General features: G+C 68.1%; 20 protein-coding genes. 8 read left to right on the top strand and 12 right to left on the bottom strand.

The genetic code is table 11. From position 1 onward, the window contains the following. Nucleotides 1-58: 58 nt before the first annotated feature. The 5 genes from OXK16_05810 (at nt 59) to OXK16_05790 (ending at nt 7,337) form a co-directional block, all read left to right on the top strand. Nucleotides 59-2,644, top strand: a complete 2,586-nt coding sequence (locus OXK16_05810) for a molybdopterin-dependent oxidoreductase (protein MDE0375464.1) — start codon at nt 59-61, stop codon at nt 2,642-2,644. Next, nucleotides 2,641-3,660 carry an amidohydrolase family protein gene (locus OXK16_05805; GenBank protein MDE0375463.1) on the top strand — a complete coding sequence of 340 codons (1,020 nt, stop codon included), beginning with the start codon at nt 2,641-2,643 and terminating at the stop codon, nt 3,658-3,660. The genes OXK16_05810 and OXK16_05805 overlap by 4 nt, the downstream gene beginning before the upstream one ends. A 328-nt stretch (nt 3,661-3,988) precedes the next feature. Continuing rightward, on the top strand, nt 3,989-5,812 hold the full coding sequence (locus tag OXK16_05800; protein MDE0375462.1) for a 4Fe-4S dicluster domain-containing protein: 1,824 nt from the start codon (nt 3,989-3,991) through the stop codon (nt 5,810-5,812). 8 nt (nt 5,813-5,820) lie between these two features. Further along, on the top strand, nt 5,821-6,255 hold the full coding sequence (locus tag OXK16_05795) for a pyridoxamine 5'-phosphate oxidase (protein ID MDE0375461.1): 435 nt from the start codon (nt 5,821-5,823) through the stop codon (nt 6,253-6,255). Between the two features lie 32 nt (nt 6,256-6,287). After that, the gene (locus OXK16_05790; GenBank protein MDE0375460.1) at nt 6,288-7,337 is read left to right on the top strand and encodes an alpha/beta hydrolase; all 1,050 of its coding nucleotides are present in this window, start codon (nt 6,288-6,290) and stop codon (nt 7,335-7,337) included. Between the two features lie 37 nt (nt 7,338-7,374). Here the strand turns inward: OXK16_05790 and OXK16_05785 are convergent, their stop codons facing one another. From OXK16_05785 to OXK16_05760, 6 genes are all read right to left on the bottom strand, one after another. Then, nucleotides 7,375-7,836 (bottom strand): type II toxin-antitoxin system VapC family toxin, encoded by a 462-nt coding sequence (locus OXK16_05785; protein ID MDE0375459.1) that lies wholly within the window; start codon nt 7,834-7,836, stop codon nt 7,375-7,377. A gap of 15 nt (nt 7,837-7,851) precedes the next feature. Next, nucleotides 7,852-8,148 carry a type II toxin-antitoxin system Phd/YefM family antitoxin gene (locus OXK16_05780; GenBank protein ID MDE0375458.1) on the bottom strand — a complete coding sequence of 99 codons (297 nt, stop codon included), beginning with the start codon at nt 8,146-8,148 and terminating at the stop codon, nt 7,852-7,854. A gap of 69 nt (nt 8,149-8,217) precedes the next feature. After that, nucleotides 8,218-8,385, bottom strand: coding sequence for a hypothetical protein (locus OXK16_05775; protein ID MDE0375457.1), 168 nt, complete (start codon nt 8,383-8,385; stop codon nt 8,218-8,220). Beyond that, entirely contained in the window at nt 8,385-9,845 is a 1,461-nt protein-coding gene (locus tag OXK16_05770) for a pyridoxal-phosphate dependent enzyme (GenBank protein ID MDE0375456.1), read from the bottom strand. The genes OXK16_05775 and OXK16_05770 overlap by 1 nt, the downstream gene beginning before the upstream one ends. Next, nucleotides 9,842-11,179, bottom strand: a complete 1,338-nt coding sequence (gene thrC / locus OXK16_05765; protein ID MDE0375455.1) for a threonine synthase — start codon at nt 11,177-11,179, stop codon at nt 9,842-9,844. Before thrC ends, OXK16_05770 begins: the two co-directional genes overlap by 4 nt. A gap of 400 nt (nt 11,180-11,579) precedes the next feature. Beyond that, nucleotides 11,580-12,527, bottom strand: coding sequence for an N-carbamoyl-D-amino-acid hydrolase (locus tag OXK16_05760; protein MDE0375454.1), 948 nt, complete (start codon nt 12,525-12,527; stop codon nt 11,580-11,582). A gap of 97 nt (nt 12,528-12,624) precedes the next feature. Here OXK16_05760 and OXK16_05755 point away from each other — a divergent pair, with 97 nt between their 5' ends. After that, a complete protein-coding gene (locus tag OXK16_05755) occupies nt 12,625-13,467 on the top strand; it encodes an acyltransferase (GenBank protein MDE0375453.1) in 843 nt (280 codons plus the stop codon). Nucleotides 13,468-13,514: 47 nt separating this feature from the next. Here the strand turns inward: OXK16_05755 and OXK16_05750 are convergent, their stop codons facing one another. From OXK16_05750 to OXK16_05740, 3 genes are all read right to left on the bottom strand, one after another. After that, entirely contained in the window at nt 13,515-13,799 is a 285-nt protein-coding gene (locus OXK16_05750; GenBank protein MDE0375452.1) for a DUF4242 domain-containing protein, read from the bottom strand. Nucleotides 13,800-13,947: 148 nt separating this feature from the next. Next, nucleotides 13,948-14,859 (bottom strand): DUF368 domain-containing protein, encoded by a 912-nt coding sequence (locus tag OXK16_05745; protein MDE0375451.1) that lies wholly within the window; start codon nt 14,857-14,859, stop codon nt 13,948-13,950. Between the two features lie 40 nt (nt 14,860-14,899). Then, nucleotides 14,900-15,961 carry a DUF933 domain-containing protein gene (locus OXK16_05740; GenBank protein MDE0375450.1) on the bottom strand — a complete coding sequence of 354 codons (1,062 nt, stop codon included), beginning with the start codon at nt 15,959-15,961 and terminating at the stop codon, nt 14,900-14,902. 86 nt (nt 15,962-16,047) lie between these two features. Here OXK16_05740 and OXK16_05735 point away from each other — a divergent pair, with 86 nt between their 5' ends. Together OXK16_05735 and OXK16_05730 are read left to right on the top strand one after the other, a co-directional pair. After that, nucleotides 16,048-17,058, top strand: coding sequence for an NAD(P)-dependent glycerol-3-phosphate dehydrogenase (locus OXK16_05735; GenBank protein ID MDE0375449.1), 1,011 nt, complete (start codon nt 16,048-16,050; stop codon nt 17,056-17,058). Between the two features lie 65 nt (nt 17,059-17,123). Continuing rightward, on the top strand, nt 17,124-17,417 hold the full coding sequence (locus OXK16_05730) for an NIPSNAP family protein (protein MDE0375448.1): 294 nt from the start codon (nt 17,124-17,126) through the stop codon (nt 17,415-17,417). On the opposite strand, the gene purN is transcribed toward OXK16_05730, so the two are convergent. From purN to purD, 3 genes are read right to left on the bottom strand one after another with little or no spacing between them, the layout of a single operon-like run. Next, entirely contained in the window at nt 17,411-18,040 is a 630-nt protein-coding gene (gene purN / locus OXK16_05725) for a phosphoribosylglycinamide formyltransferase (GenBank protein ID MDE0375447.1), read from the bottom strand. The two genes, OXK16_05730 and purN, sit on opposite strands and share 7 nt — an antisense overlap. Then, nucleotides 18,037-19,038: a phosphoribosylformylglycinamidine cyclo-ligase gene (purM, locus tag OXK16_05720; GenBank protein ID MDE0375446.1), complete on the bottom strand. Its 1,002-nt coding sequence runs from the start codon at nt 19,036-19,038 to the stop codon at nt 18,037-18,039. Before purM ends, purN begins: the two co-directional genes overlap by 4 nt. Next, nucleotides 19,038-20,351 carry a phosphoribosylamine--glycine ligase gene (gene purD, locus OXK16_05715; GenBank protein ID MDE0375445.1) on the bottom strand — a complete coding sequence of 438 codons (1,314 nt, stop codon included), beginning with the start codon at nt 20,349-20,351 and terminating at the stop codon, nt 19,038-19,040. The genes purM and purD overlap by 1 nt, the downstream gene beginning before the upstream one ends. Nucleotides 20,352-20,354 lie beyond the last annotated feature (3 nt).

The following is a 20,354-nucleotide window of genomic DNA, read 5'->3' as shown; positions in this document are numbered from 1 at the left end:
CCGGAGGAGCCGGTCGCGAAGACCGGCGAGCAGGCCCTCCTGGCTGGAGGAGGCGACCATGACCCTGATCGCAGAGAGGACCATCGACTTCACTCTCAACGGCCGGGCCGTCTCCGTCCGCGCCGACCATCCCCACCTGCTGTCTGCCCTTCGCGAGGAGCTCGACGTCACATCGGTCAAGGACGGCTGCGCGCCCTCGGGCCAGTGCGGGTGCTGCACCGTCCTGGTCAACGGACGCGCCTTCGTGGCCTGCGTGCTGGCGCTGGAGAAGATCGAGGGCAAGGAAGTGGTCACCCTCGAAGGGTTCGACCCGGCGGAGCGGGACCGCCTTGCGTCCGCCTTCGCCGCCACCGGCGCCCTCCAGTGCGGGTTCTGCACCCCCGGGATCGTGGTGCGCGCGAAGGCGTTGATCGATCAGAAGGGTGCGGGACTGACCCGGAAGGTCGCGGCCGGCCGGCTCGGCGCCCACCTGTGCCGGTGCACCGGCTACACCAAGATCTTCGACGCCATCGACATGCTGGCCCGGGGCGACATCCCCCCGCTCGAGACCCCTTCCGGAATCGGGAAGGCCGGCATCAAGTACGAGGGCTACGAGCTGGCCCTCGGCGACCGCGACTACATCGACGACATGCGCCTGGACGGGATGCTCCACGCCGCGCTCCGGTTGACCGACCACGCCCGGGCCGACGTGGTGCGGATCGACACGAGCCGGGCATTGGCCATGCCCGGCGTGGAAGCCGTCTTCACCGCCGCCGACGTTCCGGGCGAGCTGAAGGTGGGCCTGATCCACAAGGACTGGCCGGTCCTGATCCCCGAGGGCGGTCGCACCTCCTACTACGGCGACGTCCTGGCCGTGGTGGTGGCGGTGGACCGGATGACAGCCCGTGAGGCCGCCGAGGCGGTCGACGTGGAATACCGGGTGCTCAGGCCCTTCACCGACCCGGCCGAAGCGGTGGCCTCCTCGGAGGACGCGGTCTGGGGTCTGGAAGGCAACGTCCTCTCCACGTCCAAGTATGCCCGCGGCGACTTCGACTCCGCCTACCGGGCGTCCGCCCACCAGGTGCACGAGACGTTCATCACCCAGCGGGTGGAACACGCCTTCCTGGAACCCGAGTCGACGCTGGTGGTACCGGCCGGCAACGGCCGGCTCATGCTCTATTCCGGCGGCCAGGGTGTCTGGGACGACCGAGACCAGGTGGCCTCGGTGCTCGGCATCGATCCATCCCTGGTAACGGCCGAGCTGGTGTCGAATGGCGGGGCGTTCGGCGGCAAGGAGGACATGGCCAACCAGGCGCAGACGGCTCTGGCCGCCCACCTACTGGGCCGCCCGGTCAAGTGCACCCTGTCGAGGGAGGAGTCGCTCCGGATCCATGCCAAGCGGCATCCGATCCGGATCGAGCTGTGGGCCGGATGTGACGAGAACGGCAGGCTGACCGCCCTCAAGGCCCGGATGCTGGGCGATTCGGGCGCCTACGCCTCGGTGGGCATGAAGGTGCTGGAGCGGGCCGCCGGGCACGCCAGCGGCCCCTACATCGTGCCCAACATCGACGTCGAGGCAGTGGCCGCCCGCACCAACAACCCCATCTGCGGCGCCTTCCGGGGCTTCGGCGCCAACCAGGCCCAGTTCGCCATGGAGGGCGTGATGGATCGTCTGGCGCATTCGGTGGGGATCTCGGGTTGGGAGATGCGGAGCCGCAACGTCGTGGAACCCGGCGCGCTCTGGGGTCCCGGCCAGATCATGGACGACGGCTGCCGGGGCGCTCGCCAGTCACTGGACGCGGTCAAGCCCCATTACGACGCCGCTCGCGCCGCGGGTAAGGCCGTGGGAGTGGGCCTCGGGCTCAAGAACAGCGGCCTCGGTAACGGCTTCAAGGAGATCGCCGGAGCGGTGGTGCGGTTCACCAGGAACGGCGCCGTCGAGGTTCGCCACTGCTGGACCGAGATGGGCCAGGGGATCCATACGGTGGCCCAACAGGTCGCGGCGGAGGAACTGGGGATCGACCCGAAGCGGATCCGGGTGATAGTGGACACCAGCCGGGAACTCGGCGCCGGCCAGACCACCGGATCTCGGGGCACCCTGATGGGCGCCGGAGCGGTCAGGTCCGCCTGCCGGGCCGCAGACGCCGGCGGACGGCTCCCGGATGTCGACTACCACGGCGAGTACCGCGTGGACTGGACCAATTCGCTCAAGGAGAAGGTCGAGAACCCGATCATCCACTCCGCCTTCGGGTACGCGGCGCAACTGGTGATCGCTGACCGCCGCACCGGCAAGATCGAACGGGTGGTCGCGGCCCACGACGTAGGTCGGGCCATCAACCCGATCCTGTGCGAGGGCCAGATCGAAGGCTCGGTCCACATGGGCCTCGGATACGCGCTCAGCGAGGATTTCCCCGCCGACGAGGAGGGCCGACCCACCAACATGACGCTGCGGAGCCTGGGCATCATCAGGCCGAAGGACATGCCGGATGTCGAGGTCATCCTGGTGGAGGTCCCGCAGCCGAAGGCGCCGTACGGGATCAAGGGAGTCGGCGAGATCGGCCTGGTGCCGACCGCCGGCGCGGTGGCCGCCGCCTTCCACGATATCGACGGGGAGTGGAGGAACCATCTGCCGATGAACATCCACCACCAGGCCGCGAAGACGTGACCACCACGCCCGGGATGGTGTGTGCACACCACCATCTGTACTCCACCCTGACGAGAGGGATGCCGGCGCCCCCGGAGACGGCCACGAGCTTCCTGGGGATCCTCGAGCAGATCTGGTGGAGGCTCGACACGGCCCTCGACCTGGAGATGATCCGCTGGTCGGCCATGCTGGGGGCTCTCGAAGCACTGGAGTCGGGCACGACCGGGATCGTGGACCATCATGAGTCTCCCAACGCCATCGAGGGAAGCCTCTCCGTGATCGAGGAGGCCTGCCGGGAGGTGGGGGTGCGGGTGCGGGCCTGCTACGGAGTCACCGACCGGCACGGGCCGGATGGCGCCCGGCGCGGCCTCGAGGAGAACCGCCGCTACCTGAGCGAGGGCGGGAGCGGGATGGTGGGTATCCACGCCGCGTTCACCTGCGAGCCCGAGACGCTGGAGAAGGCGGCCGCGCTGGCCCGGGAGTTGGGCGTGGGTGTTCACGTCCATGTGGCCGAGGGCCCGGAGGACGCTGACTGCGTGCGGCATCTGTCGGGGCTGACTGAAGACAACTGGTTGCTGGCCCATTGCGTCCATCTCCCCGACGACCACGGGCTCCGGGGCACGGTCCTCCATCAACCACGCTCCAACCTGAACAACTCGGTGGGCTATGCCAACCCGGCCCGCTTCGCCAACCCGGTGGCGCTGGGCACTGACGGGATCGGCGCCAACATGATCGACACCTTCCGCCTCGCCTACGTGATGCAGCGCTCGGTGGATGTGACCGCCACCCCGGACACGGCGTGGGGATGGCTGGAGAACGGATGGAACCTGATCCCCGAAGCCAGGAGCGACCGGGTCACCTGGAGCTACGACCCGATGGACCCGTGGCACATCGCCTTCACCCCGAGTATCCGCCCAATTGAAGTTGAAGTAGAAGGTGAAATCATCTTCAAGGACGGCACCCCTACCCGAGTGGACGCCGCCGAGATCCGCGCCAAGGCGCGGGAGCAGGCAGCCCGATTGCACGCCCGCCTATGACCGTCACGACGCACGCCCTACGGTCGGGAGCCGCCACGAGGGTTCTGACCGAGCCGCGATCTCCCCGCGAACCTGGCCGACCCACCCCACCGAGAACGCGAAAATCGCCCGAACCGGCGCTCTGCGCCGGGCCCTCCCCCACCACCACCTTTCCGAGGGACCGGACGCGGCCCGCTAAGCCCCTGCCGGGGTGGCCTTCCGGTCTGATGAACCCGATCCGGCCGGAGGGACGTCCTGTTCCGGCCGCCGGTGCCTTGGCGTCCACCAACGTATCCGGGGGGTGTGACACGATCCGGCGGTTCGATCAGCCGGAGTCGGGAGGGGCCGGATGACCGAGGCCCACGAGCCCCTCACGCCCTTCAGCCTGTCCGACCTCCTGGCCCGGATCAGCCACGAGTGGGAGAGCCGGCACCGTATCTACGACCTGCCGACGGCCCGATTCTTCAACGTGTCGAAGGGCCCCGACATATCGATCGACTTCCTGGGACGGCCGGCGGCGACTCCGGTCGGCCCGGCGGCCGGGCCGCACAGCCAGATGGCCCAGAACATCGTGCTGTCCTGGTTGGGAGGCTCCCGGCTCATGGAGCTCAAGACCGTCCAGATCATGGACGAACTCGAGATCGGGCGGCCATGCATCGACATGGAGACCATCGGCTACAACATCGAGTGGAGCCAGGAGCTCAAGATCCCCCAGTCGCTCGAGGAGTACGTCAAGGCCTGGATGATCATCGAGATGCTGCGCCGCTGGGACGAGGTCACCCCCCTCCTGGGTACGGATACCGGACCGCTCATCTTCGACCTCTCGGTGGGTTACGACCTGGCCGGCATATCCACCGACCGGGTGGCCTGGTTCATCGACTCGATGATGGACGCCCGGGAGGAGATCGAGCGGCTCCGGCCCCAGATCGGAGGGGAGTTCGCCCGGTTCCGCGACATGGACTTCCCCGCCCGGATCGCCGACACCGTCACCCTATCCACCTTCCACGGCTGCCCTCCCGACGAGATCGAGTCGATCACCAAGCACCTGATCACCCGGCACGGGCTGGACGTCATCGTCAAGCTCAACCCCACCCTCCTGGGCTTCGAACGGGTGAAGGAGATCGTCACCGAGACCCTGGGCTACGACACGACGGTGCTCCGCAAGGAGGACTTCGACAACGATCTGCAGTTCCCCCGGGGGCTCGAACTGATCGGCCAGCTCAACACGTTCGCGGCCGATCACGGGCGCCGATTCGGGATCAAGCTCACCAACACGCTGGTGGTCGAGAACACCAAGGGCTTCATGCCCGACAACACCATGTACCTGTCGGGACCGCCCCTCCACGTGGTCTCCACCACCCTCCTGGGAGAGCTCCACAAGGCGTTGCCAGGAATGCTTCGGGTGGACGGCCAGGACGGCCCGGTGCAGGTGTCCTTCTCGGCCGGGATCACCAAGGAGAACCTGCCAGCGGCGGCCGGACTGGGCCTGGCGCCACTGACCGTGTGCTCCGACCTGCTCAAGCCGGGCGGGTACGGGCGCCTTGCCCCGATGTTGAAGGCCCTCTGGAAGGCCATGGACCGGGTCGGCGCCGGGTCGCTGCCGGATTGGCAGGCGCACCAGGCCGAACTCGCCGATGGCCAGGGCGCGGTCTCCTCCTACATCGCCACGCTCCACAATCCGGCCACCAACCGCAAGTACACCCTGGCCGGCAACTCCAAGCTGCCCCGCTCCGTGGACCACGAGCTCCAGATGTGGGGGTGCGTGGCCTGCAACTTCTGCGTCACAGTCTGCCCCAACGACGCCTTCTTCCGGATTCCCACCCCCGATGAGCTGGATGCCACCGGCCTCCAGCAGTACCTGGTGCTCACCGAACTGTGCAACGAGTGCGGCAACTGCATGGTGTTCTGCCCCGAGATCGGCGACCCGGCGGTGATCAAGCCGCGGCTGTTCATCGACCCGGACCGCTTCGAGGCCGAGACGGACCAGGCGTTCCTCATCCACCAGGACCCGGACGGATACTGGGTGCAGCCCAACGCGGCGGCGGCCGACCACACCGGCGATCTGCTCCTCCTGCTCAACGGCGAGGAGGGCTTCGTGCTCCCACCCTCCGCCAAGCCCTGGACCGAGGATCCGGAGCGGGCCGACCTCTACCAGACGGAGCAGCCGGCTTGACCCTCTCCATGGAGGACGTCCGGCGCTTCGTCAGGGCGGATCAGGGTCTGGCCGTGGTCTCCTTCGCCCGGCCGGACGGCTCGGTGCACTCGTCCCTGGTGAATGCAGGAGTGATGGATCATCCTGTCACCGGAGTGGAATCGGTGGCCCTGGTGGTGCGGGGCAACACGGTCAAGCTCCGCCACTGGCGCCACACCCCGAGGGCCACGATCCTGTTCAAATCGGGTTGGTCGTGGATCGGCATGGAGGGCGTCACCACCATCATCGGCCCTGACGACCACCTCGACGGCTTCGACCCGGCACGGGTTCCCCAGCTGCTGAGGGACGTGTTCACGGCTGCGGGCGGCACCCACGAGGACTGGGACGAGTACGACCGGGTGATGGCCGCCGAACACCGCACCGCCGTCTTCATCGAACCCGCCCGGATAACCGGGTCAGGCTGAGCGCATCAACCCCATACCGAGGAGGTCGAACGATGAACCTGCTGCCGGGCGTGGAAGCCCAATCGATCACCACCAGCCGGCTCCGCACCCACTACTACCGATCCGGACCGCCCGACGGCATCCCGGTCGTGATGATCCACGGGAACCTGTCGACCGGGCGCTTCTACGAGCACCTGTGGGGCGACGCACCCGACCGGTGCCTCTTCGTAGCCCCCGACATGCGCTCATTCGGACGGTCCGACCCGGCCCCCATCGACGCCACCCGCGGGCTTGACGACTGGGCAGACGACACGTGGGCGCTGGTCGAGGCCCTGGGGATCGACACCCCTCCCCACCTGGTGGGATGGTCGACCGGCGGAGCCGCCATCGCTTCCTACGCCATGCGCCATCCGGCCGCCTCCCTGACCTTCATCGACCCGGTGTCGCCCTTCGGCTTCGGAGGCACCCACCGGGACGGCACCCCCTGCTACCCGGACTGGGCCGGCACGGGCGGCGGGACCGGCAATCCCGACTACACCCAGCGGCTGGCCTCCGGGGACCGAACCTCCGAGACACCGGTCTCGCCCCGTAGTGTGATGAACGCCGCCTACTGGTCGACCGAGTTCAGCCTTCCGGCGGAACGGGAGGATATCCTGCTGGACGAGGTGCTGCTGACCGTCTCCGGAGACGACGGTTATCCCGGAGACCTGACACCCTCGGACAACTGGCCGATGATCGCCCCCGGCACCCGGGGAATACTCAACGCGCTGTCCGGCAAGTACTGCAACTGGGCGGACCTGCCCGACCTGGATCCCAAGCCACCGGTGCTCTGGACCCACGGTTCCAACGACCTGGTGGTGGCCGACGGTTCCGTCTGGGAGATGGGCACCCTCGGCCAGATGGAGGTCATCCCCGGTTGGCCCGGCCTGGACGTGTTCCCGCCCCAGCCCATGGTCACCCAGATCAGGGACGTGCTGGAACGCTACGCCGCCAACGGAGGACGGGTCGAGATGGAGATGCTCGAAGGTTCCGGCCACGGCCCCCACATCGACGCCGCCGATCGCTGGTCGGAGATCTTCTTCACCTTCCTGGGATCCATCTAGCGACCCCAGTGCGGGCCGGCGGATGCGACCTCGAGGTCTAGCCCTTGTTGGTCTGCTGCCTCGGACCCTCAGCCGCCGGCACGACTCTCGGGTCGAGTAGCGGGACAAGCCGGGTCCGGTGGGCCCAGTCGATGATCTTTCGGTCCGTCGTGGCAAGACGCAACCCCGCGAGCATGGCCGTGGCAACGATCAGTTGATCCGCAGGGTCGTTGTGGAATCCGGTGTTCATCAGCAATACCGACTCGACGGCTATCTCGCCGCCGATCGGGATCTCGCGCAGTCCTGATCGGAGCCTGTCGCGACGCCAGACGCCGGGATGGCATCCCAGATCGATCCGCCCGTGATGGTGCAGGCGCGTGGTCTCCACGAACGTCATAGTGGATACCGCGACGCTGCCGTGTTCAAGACCGGACTCGACCACTTGCATGAACGACTCGCTGATCTCGTCACTGGCAATCGTGAGCCGGAGCAGGACACTGGTGTCCAGCAGCAGGTTCACCGGGATGTCCCGCCGTCAGACCGGATCGCCGGTCCCGGATCCGCCACGGTCATCGATCATGTCCCAATCGTCCAGGGGAATTGCCGGGTAGTCGTCGATGTCGGCGATGATCCGCAGTTGACCCTGGCACGATCCGACCAACCGGGGACGCTCCTCGCGGAACGGGCTGACCCTCACAACCGGTCGCCGGTGCTTTGTGACGACGATCGCTGTTCCCGTCTCCTGCACCTCATCCATGAGACGCAGGCAATGCGCCTTGAATTCCCCTGCGGGCACCGAGCGTTCCGATGAGAGGGGGCGTGATTCGGCCATACGGTCATTATAGTCATATTTATCTGACTATACCCGACGGGTCGTCCTCAATAGGATGGCAAGGCAAGATCAATTGCGGCGGCGGTGGCGGGCCAGGAAGAAGCCCACGCCGGCCAGCCAGGTGATCGAGCCCCACAGCAGGAGGGGGTCACCGGCACGCACGGCTGCGACCAGGAACATGACCCCCGAGACGGTGAACAGGCACCAACCGATTAGCTCGAACCTGCCGCCCGTCATCAGCCCAGGCCGGTCAGCGAGTTGAACTCCGCTATGAGTCGGTCGATCGGGTCGGCGAGGGCCTGGATGCCGGTCCAGTAGTCGTCGTCGTACCACTGGGCCTGGATCTCCTCGTAGGTCTTGCCCTGCTGCTCCACCCAGGTGTAGTACTTGAGGTTGTGGATGCGCTTGCGGTCGTAGTAGCCGAGCTCGTGGACGTGCTCCGTGGACGTCCCCAACAGGTGCCGGTGGTAGGCGGCCACCGCGTCGTGCGTGGTGAACGTGCCCCGGTCCTCGCTCAACTCGTGGAGCCGGCTCCGGTACATGTCCATCGAGTCGGTTGCGATCGTCACCACGATGTCCCGGCCGGTCATCTCGTAGTACTTGGCCAGCTTGATGGCGGACAGCAGGTTGGCGGCGCCGGAGATGCCGAGCAGGGGGAGGCCTTCGATGACGTCGGGATCGACTCCTCGGGACACCAGGTACTCCTGGCCTGCCGCCTCGTTGAACAGGCGGGTCAGCGACATGGCGGCCTCGTCGTCCAGTCCGATGGCGAAGTCGGTGTTCTTGACGTTGTGGACCCAGGGGATGTGCTTGTCACCGATGCCCTCGATCCGGTGCTCCCCGAAGCCGTTGAGCAGCATGGTCGGGCACTGGATGGCCTCCCCACCGGCGATGACCGAGCCGGGGAAGCGTTGCTTGAGGTAGTCGCCGGCGGCGATGGTCCCCGCCGAGCCGGTGGTCACCGCGAAGCCGCGGTACCGGTCCCCCTCCCCCATCACCTCGGCCAGCACCTCCTCCACGGCGGGGCCGGTCACCGACACGTGCCACAGGTAGTTGCCGAACTCGTCGAACTGGTTGAAGATCACCAGGTCCTCGCCCGACGCGGCCAACTCGTTGCACTTGTCGAAGATCTCCTTGACGTTCGACTCGGAACCGGGGGTCTTGATGATCTCCCCCGCCACTGTCTGCAGCCACTCGAAACGCTCCCGGCTCATGCCCTCCGGGAGGATCGCGATCGACTCGCAACCCAGGAGGTTGGAGTCGTAGGCGCCTCCCCGGCAGTAGTTCCCGGTGGAGGGCCAGACGGCCTTCTGGGATCCGGGGTCGAACTGGCCGGTGACCAGGCGGGGCACGAGACACCCGAAGGCGGCGCCCACCTTGTGTGCACCCGTGGGGAACCATTTGCCGATCAGGGAGATGATCCGGGCGTCGACGCCGGTCAACTCGGAGGGCCACTCCACGTAGTTCACCCCGCCGAAGCCTCCCCCGCGGGAGACGGGCTGGTTGTGCCAGGTGATCCGGAAGAGGTTGAGCGGGTGGAGATCCCACAGCCCGATGTCCTCGAGCCCCTCACGGACGTCGGAGGGGATCAGACCCGGATCCCGCATCTGCGCGAGGGTGGGTACGCGCACCCCGCGGTCCCGGGTGTGGACGGCCACCACCTCGAGGGTGGCCTCATCAACTGTCAGATCGATCATGCCTGCTTCCTTAGGTTCTCGAGCCACTGTTCCATTCTGGCGGCAATCTCGTCCGGGTCGAGCCCGTCCGGACCCCGCCGCACCGGGAGCGGCACGGCGCCGGTCCGGTCGATCCCGCGCATGACCCCGCGGATGTCCTTCAACCCCGATCCGGTGGAGATGACCACCACCCGGTCGGAGGTTCCCACCGGCGGGACGCCCTCCTGCGTTCCCGCCACCACCTCGGCCAGCCCGGCGAAGGCGGCGGCCGCGGCCGGCTCCGGGAAGATGCCGGAATCGGCCGACACCGTCGGGATCATCTCCAGGATGGCATCGTCATCGACCGACACCCAGCCGCCGCCGGTGTCAACCACCGCTGCCATCGCCTTTACCCGATCCCGGGGCAGGTCGGCGCTGATCGAGTCGGCGGCGGTGCGGGCGCTGACCGGCGGTTTCGTGATCAGGTCCTCTCCGTTCCGCCAGGCGTCCACCATGTAGGAGCTGCCGGCGGCCTGCACCCCGTAGATGCGGGGCATGCGGTCGATCCACCCCAGTTCCAGAGCATCCTTGAGGCCCTTGTGCACCCCTCCGATGATCGACCCGTCCCCCACGCTCACGAACACCGCATCGGGCGCCTCCCAGCCCAACTGCTCGGCGATCTCCAGGGCGACCGTCTTCTTGCCCTCCCCCACGTAGGGATTGATACCGGTGTTGCGGTTGTACCAGCCGAAGCGGTCGACCGTCTCCTGGCACAGCCGGACCGCGTCGTCGTAGGTGCCTTCGACCAGCATCACGAAGGCCCCGTAGGCCAGCAACTGGGCCACCTTCGCCTCGGGCGCCGTCTCCGGGACGAAGATGACCGCGGTCTGGCCGGTCCCGGCCGCCAGACCCGCGAGTGCGGCGGCGGCGTTACCCGTGGAGGCGGTGGTCACCGTCTCGGCCCCCTCTTGGGCCGCCCTGGCCAGCGCCACCGCCGAGGCCCGGTCCTTGAGCGAGCCGGTGGGTTGGCGGCCCTCGTCCTTGATCCACAGCCGGTGCACTCCCCAGCGTTCGGCCAGCCTCTCCGCCTCGATGAGCGGCGTTCCCCCCACTCCCAGGGCCGAGACCGCCACGCCGGACCCGACAGGAAGCAGCGGCCGGTAGCGCCAGATGGATCGCTCCGGGTCGGCCGCCAGGCTGTCGGGGCTCAGCACCCGGCCGATGGCTGCGTAGTCGTAACGGGCGTCGAGAGTGCCCACCTCCCCGCAACTGTCGCATACGTACCTACCCGGCGCCGGCCGGTACGTGTCGGAGCAGACGGTGCAACGCAGACCGGTCAGGAACACTTCAGACGCCTCCGGTACCGGCGGGGTCATGAGGAGGCCGCCGGGTCGAGAACGCGAAATATAAGGGGTTGAAATTGCTGCCGATTATCGGCATATTCCAATATGTCTCTACAAACATCACCGGGTCCGGACCTGGTGATCATCCGGACTGCGCCGGACGGGTGAAGCCTCCACACGGATTAGCAACACGGGTCTCCGTTGCGAGGAAGGGCGATTTTCCACTCTCGAAGAGAGTTCGATTCCGCCCACCCGCCGGCGCGGCCGGACCTGGATCGGTGGTGGCGGGGGTGGGCAGCCCGTAAGGGCTGGCGGCGCGGCCGGAGCGGTTTTCGCGTTCTCCGGCGCCGGGCCGGATCGGACGAACGGCTCGCCAGTTCGGAGCCCCACTGGCTGCAGGCTTCGTCGACCGAGCCCCCGACGAGGTGATCCATCAGTCGTTGGCCGGGGGCGCGACCGCGCCTCGCCGCTCGGTCACCAGGCCGTAGTGCTCGGGCATCCGGTAGTAGTCGAAGTTGAACAGGGTGCCCTTGTATGTCTCGCAGAAATCGAGATCGATGGTGGCCGTGATCAACTCGTCCTCCAGGGTGATGGCCTGGGCGATGATCTGGCCCGACGGGGCGATGATCACGCTCTGGGACAGGCTCTCCACCCCCTCCTCGAAACCCCCCTTGGCCACCCCGACTACGTACGCGCCGTTCTGGTAGGCGCCGGCCTGCATGACCAGGTGGTTGTGGAACCCTGACAGGGCGTTCTGGGTGGGATCGGGAGAGTAGTACAGGGGCGTGTTGTACCCGATGAGGATCAGCTCCGCCCCCTGCAAACCCAGTACCCGGTAGGTCTCCGGCCAGCGGCGATCGTTGCAGATGGCCATCCCCACGACGCCTTCGAAGGCCTGCCATGCGCCGAAACCGTGCGGGCCGGGCTCGAAGTAGTGGCGCTCGGCGTGCTGGAACGGGCGCGACGGCTCGTAGTCGGCATGGCCAGGGATATGGATCTTGCGGAACTTGGACACCACCGAGCCGTCCCGCTCCACGAGGATGTAGGTGTTGTAACGATGCTCGACACCCTCTTCGTCGGTGTGGAGTTCGGCGTAGCCGAGGGCGAAACCGATGCCGAGGCGCCGGGCCTCGTCGAACAGCGGCTTGGTGTGCCGGTCGGGCATCTCACGGTGGTAGTAGTGGTCGAACTCGGCGGGATCCTCCACGAACCACCGCGGGAAGAAGGTCGTCATGGCCAGCTCCGGATAGACCAGCAGGTCCACCCTCTGTTCCCCTGCTTCATGGAGGAGCGCCATGAGGCGATCGACAACCTCGTCCTTCGACTCATCGCGGGCTATCGCGCCCATCTGGCCCGCTCCGACCGTGATCCGTCTTGGCATCCTTGCTCCTCTGTTTTGGCCGTCCTACTTTACAGTTTGTAAAATGGGTGAGACTCCCCCTGAAGGGGATGCCTCGGGTGGCAAGGGAGGCCAGGCAATGCCGAACGTAGTGAGGGCTGCTCTCGTTCAGAGCGAGTGGACCGGCGACAAGGAATCGATGGTCGCCAAGAACATCGAGTACGCCCGCCAGGCCGCCGCCCAGGGCGCGCAGATCCTCTGCTTCCAGGAGATCTTCAGCGGTCCCTACTTCTGCACCGAGCAGCGCAACGAGCACTTCGACACCGCGGAACCGATCCCGGACGGGCCCACCGTCACCAAGATGATCGATCTCGCCAGGGAGACCGGGATGGTGCTGGTCGTGCCCATCTTCGAGGTCGAGGACACCGGCCACTACTACAACACCGCCGCGGTCATCGACTCTGACGGCACCTTCCTGGGCAAGTACCGCAAGACCCACATCCCGCAGGTGGCGGGGTTCTGGGAGAAGTTCTACTTCCGTCCCGGCAACCTCGGGTTCCCGGTGTTCGACACCGCGGTGGGCCAGGTCGGGGTGTACATCTGCTACGACCGCCACTTCCCGGAAGGATGGCGAGAACTGGGGCTGGCCGGCGCCAAGATCGTCTTCAACCCCTCAGCCACCACCCGCGGACACTCCAAGTACCTGTGGGAGCTGGAACAGCCGGCGGCAGCCGTGGCCAACGAGTACTTCGTCGGCGCCATCAACCGGGTCGGAAGCGAGGACCTGGAGGACACCGACTATTACGGGAGCTCCTACTTCGCATCACCCCGCGGGGAGATCATCGGCGGCACGGGCTCCGACACCGCCGACGACGTTGTCGTCCGCGACCTGGACCTCGACCTGATCGAGGAGGTGCGCCATCACTGGGCCTTCTACCGGGACCGCCGCCCGGAGACATACCACCAGATCTCGTCGCCCTGAGCCGGGCGATCCGGGGGTCGCGCCTTAGTCGATGATACGGCTGACGACTAGCTCTTCTCGGTCGTCGGGTCGATGATCTTGCCGACCTCGGTGACGACCGTAGCCGGAAACCCGCTGCGTTCGGCGTGCTCGTCGATCAACTCCGGGCTATCGCAGACGTAGATGCAGAAGGTCTTCTCGCCGGCTACGTAGCTGTGCTCCCACTGGATGGGCTTGCCCTCGGACTGCATCGCTCGTAGAACCGAGTTGGACTGCTCGGCTGCGGCGCGCAACTGCTCGCGCTCGGCCGAACCGATGTCAGGAATGTCCCGTTCGATGACGAAGCGTCGCATGGTCCTCCCTTGGTATCTCCTGCCCCGACTCTAACCCGGCGGGCCTCCGGTGTGTGGCCTGGCAGGGCCTGGGATGTGGGGCGTCACCCCCGTTACGGCTTGACATGGTGGGTGCTCGACTGGTTGTCGCCGCGGGACGATGGTTCGGTCAGCGGGCTCGGCGGTGGGCCCAGGCGCTGAAACCGACGACTACGAGGGCGGCGACGGCGGCCAATCCCACCGGCACGGCCAGGTCCGGGCCGGGCGGTCCCAGGGTGGTGGCGCCGGCGCCGGTCTCGTCGCCCAGCCCGGCGGGCCACGGCCAGAGGATGCGGAACGAGCCGAGCATCAGGCCGATCATGGCGGCCACCACCAGATCGTGGTGACGGTCCAGCAGCCGGTGGAGGAACCGCGAGAAGAGGCCCAAGCCGACGGCCGCTCCGATGGCGAAGGCCGCCAGGTGACCGAGGCGGGCGTCGTTGACGATCGCCAGCACGTGCTGGTACATGCCTATCGCCAGCAGCATGAACGCTCCGCTGACACCGGGCAGGATGAACGCGCAGATGGCCAGGGCGCCGGCGCCCACGAAGACATACCAGCCCGGATCGGTGACCACCGACGATCGCAACCCGAACAGGACGAACGACCCGATGCCTACGAGTCCCGCCACGAGGCCGTGACGGACACCGGGCTCGCGGATGATCCGCCACGCCACCCATACGGATCCGGCGATGAGGCCGAAGAAGACGGCGGCCGTCCGGACAGGATGGTCGCGTAGCAACCCCTCCACCACCCGCGCCAGCGAGATCACGGCGAGAGCCGCGCCCAGCACGACCGGGGTCAGGAACCACCAGTCGACCCGTCCCGCGGCGCGGCGGGCGCCCCTGAAGTCGCCCTTGAGAACTCTCCCGGCCGAGCTGGCGCCGGCGTAGACGGCGGACACCAGGCGCGGGTAGATGCCGGAGACCAGCGCCACGGTCCCCCCCGACACCCCCGGGACCAGGTCGGCCATGCCGATCGCGTAGCCCCTGAGAGCCAGCAGCAACGTGCTCGCCACGGAGGGACGGGCAGGACGGTTCACAGGTGCCTTACCGGCCCGGTTCGAAGCCGCGTGACCGGTCTCATACGGAGAACCGGACCATCATCACGTCCCCGTCCCGGACCTGGTAGTCCCCGCCTTCGACCCGCACGGCGCTGCCTGCCCTGGCCTTCGCCCAGCCGCCGCATCCGATCACCTCCGGGATCGTGGCCACCTCGGCCCGGATGAAACCTCTCTCCATGTCCGAATGGATCTTTCCCGCCGCCTCCCGCGCCGGGGTCCCTTCGGGAACCGTCCACGCCCGGGACTCCCTGCGGTTGACCGTGTAGAAGGTAACCGAACGCATGGCGTCCTGGACCGCCCGCAGGACCCTGGTCGGAGCGCCCTCCCCCAGGCCGAGCCCCTCGTAGACCTCGGCTCGCTGCGATGCGTCGAGGCCGGCCACCTCCTCCTCGATGAGTGCCGAGACCGCCAGCACCGGATTCGTGGAGGGCACGACCGCTCGAACCTGTTCGACGAGCCTGTCGTTCCCGACATCGTCCTCGACGACATTGACCAGCCACACGCACGGCAGCAGGCTGAGCGGCGCCATGTCGCGGAAGGCCCGGACCTCGATGTCGGACCAGTCCGACCGCCGGAGCGGGACCCCCTCCCCCAACCGCTCGGCCGCCCTGGTAACCGCCTCGGCCACCGGGCGCAGGCGCGGGTCGGCGGCGGCTTCCTTCGTGAGGCGCTCGTTGCGGCGTTCGAACATCTCGAAGTCCGACAGGGCCACTTCCAACAGCAAGTCTTCGGCCTGGCCGGCCGGATCGGTTCCGTGCTCGTCGGTCGGCACCGCCGACGAGTCGTGAGCCCGCAGCACCGCCAGGAGCAGGTCCGGCTCCCGCCCGGCGCCGAGCCCCCGGATCGCACCGGGGCGGACCGCCGGTAGGTCGACCAGGTCCAGACCGGCATGGGTGACCTTGCGGGACCCCTCCAGGGCCGCCAGCCGGTCGAGGGCTCGGTCCGGCAGCCGCACCGTGCCGATCCTTGGCTGGGTGGTGGTGTAGGGGTGGGGCGCGGTGAACGCCTCAAGACCGGTCAGCGCGTTGAACAGCGTGGTCTTGCCGACGTTTGGAAAGCCGAGAAGGCCGGCGCTCGTCATGAAGCGCTGAGGGTACCCACAAAATGCTCGGGTTCGGAGGTGCTGGCGCCGTCAACCGGGTGGAGAACCATCTACGATGGTCAGTCATGCGCTTAGCGGTGATCGGGGCCGGATCTTGGGGAACGGCCATAGCGAAGCTCGCGTCCGCCAACGCCTCAGTGGGGTTGTGGACCAGGCGGGCCGAGTTGGCCATGGACATCAACACCGACCGGCAGAACGCCGAGTACCTTCCCGGGGTCCGCCTGCCCTACCAGGTCACAGCCACCACCGGCCTCACCCGGGCCGTGAACGGAGCGGCGGCCGTGCTGGTCGCGGTGCCATCACACGGCTACCGGGACGTCCTCGAGAAGGCGCGCGGCATCATCCCGACCTCCATACCGGTGATCAGCCTTGCCAAGGGCATCGAGGTGTCCACCGGCCTGCGAATGTCCGAGGTCACCCTGGACGTGCTCGACGGTCACGATCCGAACCGGGTGGGCGCCCTGTCCGGCCCGAACCTGTCGGAAGAGATCATGCAGGGCCAGCCCGCCGCCACGGTCCTGTCCATGCCCGACCGGACGGTGGGCCGGGAGATCCAGTCCATCCTGGGAACGCCCCGGTTCCGGGTGTACACCAACCCGGACCTGATCGGGGTGGAGGTGGCCGGCGCCACCAAGAACGTCATCGCCCTGGCGGCCGGGGTGTCGCTCGGTATGGGATTCGGCATGAACACCATGGCCGGCCTGGCGACGCGCGGCCTGGCGGAGATGACCCGCCTCGGCGTAGTACTCGGCGGTGAGGCTCTCACCTTCGGGGGTCTCGCAGGCGTGGGTGATCTCATGGCGACCTGTGGGAGCCCGAGCAGCCGCAACCACCAGGTGGGATACCAGCTGGGCCAGGGACGCGAGATCGGCGAGATCACCACGGGCATGAAAACCGTCGCCGAAGCGGTGCGGACCACCGAGGCCGTTCTCCAGCTGGCAGCCCGGCATGGCGTGGAAATGCCGATCGCGGAGGCGGTGGGGAGGATCCTCTACCAGGGTGAGACCGTCCAGGAGGCTATGAAGAGTCTCATGGACCGGGTGCCCACGCAGGAAGGGCACGGCATCGTCGCCTGAGGCCTGTCCCGAATCTGCGATCAGCACCATCGGGGGGATCGTGAACACTGCGGTACGATGGGAGCATGAACGCCCAACTCCGCATCTATGACATCAAGCCGGGAATGATGGAAGAGTTCGCGGCCAAAGTGGACGAAGAGCTACTACCCATCCGCCTGGACCACGGCTTCCGGCGCAGCGGCCCATGGATCGTAGAAGAGTCCTACCAGTACGTGTGGATCGTCCACCACGACGGCGACGAGCCCTTCGAGGAAGTCGACAAGCGCTACTACGCCGATCCTCGTCGCGACGAGATGTCGTTCAACCCCATGGACTACATCACCAGGGTCGACGCCCGGATGCTGACCCCGATTCAGTAGGTGCAGCGCGGTCGGCGCCCTTCCAGCAGGGTCGCCACCGTGTCGACCAGCAGCCGGTGCTCCACCCGATGGATCCGTTCTTCGAGGGTGTGGATCGAGTCGTCGGGAAGGATCGGTACCTCCTCGCTGGCTATGACCGGGCCGTCGTCCACCCCCTCGTCCACCACGTAGTGGACCATCACCCCCGCCGAGGCGGCCTCTCCGGTCCGGTATGCCGTCCAGGTGTCCTCGATGGCGTTGGCGCCGGGAAACGCCCCGGGTAGCGCCGGATGGAGGTTGACCACTTGCTCCGGGAACCGGTCGAGGAACGCCGAGGACAGGAGGTGCATCCAACCGGCCAGCACGACCAGGTCGGGCTGCTCGGCTGCCACCGCTCCGGCCAGGTCGGCGTCGTAGCGACGGCGGGCAGTCGCGCGATCGCGGGCCTTCTCGAGATACGGCCCGAGCAGGCGGCATTCCTCCGGGATCCCGGCCCGGCGGGCCCGCCGGCGGGCCGGCGCTCCATTGCGGTTGACGATCACCCTGGCCAGCTCGGCTCGAATCCGACCCGCCTCCACGGCATCGATCAGTGCCTGGAGGTTGGTGCCCGATCCGGATGCCAGGACCACCAGCCGGGCGGTCACCGCCACGACCCGGTGAACACCACCCGCTCATCGCCGCCCGAGACGGGTCCGACAGATCCGATCTCCAGGCAGCCCAGCTCGGCGGCGCGCGAACCCAGGCCGCGGTCGATCACCACGGCCATGCCGATACCCATGTTCCAGGTCCGGAGCGCCTCGCCGTCGTCGATCCCGCTCCAGGCCACGAGGCTGGCGAAGGGCTCCCGCACCTCCCACGATCCCAGGTCTACGGTCGCCCCCAGGCCGGCGGGCAGGACGCGGGGGAGGTTGTCGATCAACCCGCCACCCGTTATGTGCGCCAGCGCCTTCGGCGCCACTCCCCCGGCTTGCAGGGAGCGCACCATCGGTAGGTAGCTGCGGTGGGGCGCGAGCAGCCTGTCGAGCAGGTCCGGCGCCGGGTTCCGGCCGTCGAGCAGGCGGCGGATCAGCGAGTAGCCGTTGGTGTGGGGTCCGCTGCTCGGCAGGCCGACCACCAGGTCCCCCTCCCCGATATCGTCGAGACGGGGCCAGAGGTTGTCGCGGTCCGCCATCCCGACGATCGTTCCGGCGATGTCAACCGCGCCCGGCCGGTAGACGCCCGGCATCTCCGCCGTCTCGCCTCCCAAGAGCGCACAGCCCGCCTCGCGGCAGGCTTCCGCGATCCCCGCCACGATGTCCGCCGCCACTTCGGGGACCAGCCGCGACGTGGCGATGTAGTCGAGGAAGAACAACGGCTCGGCGCCGACCACCAGGATGTCGTTGACACAGTGGTTCACGACGTCGATCCCCACGTCATGCCAGCGCCCGTAGCGCCCGGCCAGCTCGGCCTTCGTCCCGACCCCGTCGGTGGAGGCCACCAGCACCTTGCCCGGTCCGAGCCGGTCGGCCGCGTAGATACCCCCGAAACCGCCCCCGCCGGCCAGCACCTCATCGGTAGCGGTGGAGGCGACCGATGCGGCCAGCAGCTCGACCGTCCGGTTGCCCGCGTCTATGTCGACCCCGGAGTCGCGATAGGTGATCATCACCCGGCCGCCTTCGGGAAGGGCGCGGCGCCGGTCGCGGCCCCGGGTGAGCGGCGGCCGATGTCCCGCCGGTAGTGGGCGCCCTCGAAGGATATGGCCTCCACCCCTGCGTAGGCGCGCTCGGTCGCCTTCTCCAGGGTGCTTCCCAGAGCGGTGACCGCCAGCACCCGGCCGCCGGTGGCGCGGGTCACACCGCCGATGCGGTCGGTTCCGGCGTGGAACACCACGCATCTTTCCGCCGCCGCCCGGTCGAGGCCGGTGATCGGCGCGGGGCGGGCCGGAGCGGTCGGGTAGCCGGCGGAAGCCATCACCACGGTGGTGCACGCCGACCGCGACCATTCGACGGAGAGACCGCCCAGCGAACCGGTGGCGCAAGCCGCCATGATCTCGAAGAGATCCCCCTCCAGGAGCGGCAGGACAGCCTGGGTCTCCGGATCGCCCAGGCGGCAGTTGATCTCGAGCACCTTCGGGCCGGCGGCGGTGAGCATCAGCCCGAGGTAGATGACGCCCCGGTAGGGCGTGCCCGCCTCGCCGAGCGCGTCGAGGATGGGGCGGATGAACCGGTCACCGACTCCGGCCAGCAGGTCGCCGGTGGCGACCGGTGATGGGACGAATGCGCCCATCCCGCCGGTGTTCGGTCCGGCATCCCCGTCGAGCAGCCTCTTGTGGTCCTGGGCCGGCGGCATCACGGCGAAGTCGGCCCCGTCGCAGAACGCAAGGACCGACACCTCGACGCCCCGCAAGCGTTCCTCGACCACGACCTCGCGGCCGGCATCCCCGAACCGCCCCTCCACCAGCATGGCGCGGATGGCATCAGCCGCCTCGCCGCGGGTCTCGGCGACCACCACGCCCTTGCCTCCGGCCAGCCCGCTCGCCTTGATGACCGGGACCGAGGGAAGCCGGTCGAGATGTGCCAGGGCCGGACCGGCTGCGCGGAACGTAGCCGACGCGCCGGTCGGTATCGAGAGCGCGTCGAGATAGGTCTTGCAGTAGGCCTTGGACGCCTCGAGACGGGCACCGGCCGCGCCGGGTCCGAAAGTGGGGATGCCGACCGCCTCCAGCGCATCGGCCAGGCCTTCGGCCAGCGGAGCCTCGGGACCCACCGCCACCAGGTCGACCGACTCGCGCTCGGCGAGAGCCACCAGGCCGGCCACGTCGCCGGCGCCCACCGCCACGTTCTCGCAACGTTCCTCCCGGCCGGTGCCGGCATTGCCGGGCGCCACCAGAATCCGTTCCACCCGGGCGGAACGGGCCAGGGAACGGCAGATCGCATGCTCCCGGCCGCCGCCGCCCACCACGAGCACCGCGCTCACGAG

Source organism: bacterium (assembly GCA_028821235.1).
Lineage (GTDB): Bacteria > Actinomycetota > Acidimicrobiia > Spongiisociales > Spongiisociaceae > Spongiisocius.
The sequence above is the reverse complement of the archived record's forward strand: the minus strand, read 5'-3'. Positions and strand labels throughout refer to the sequence as shown.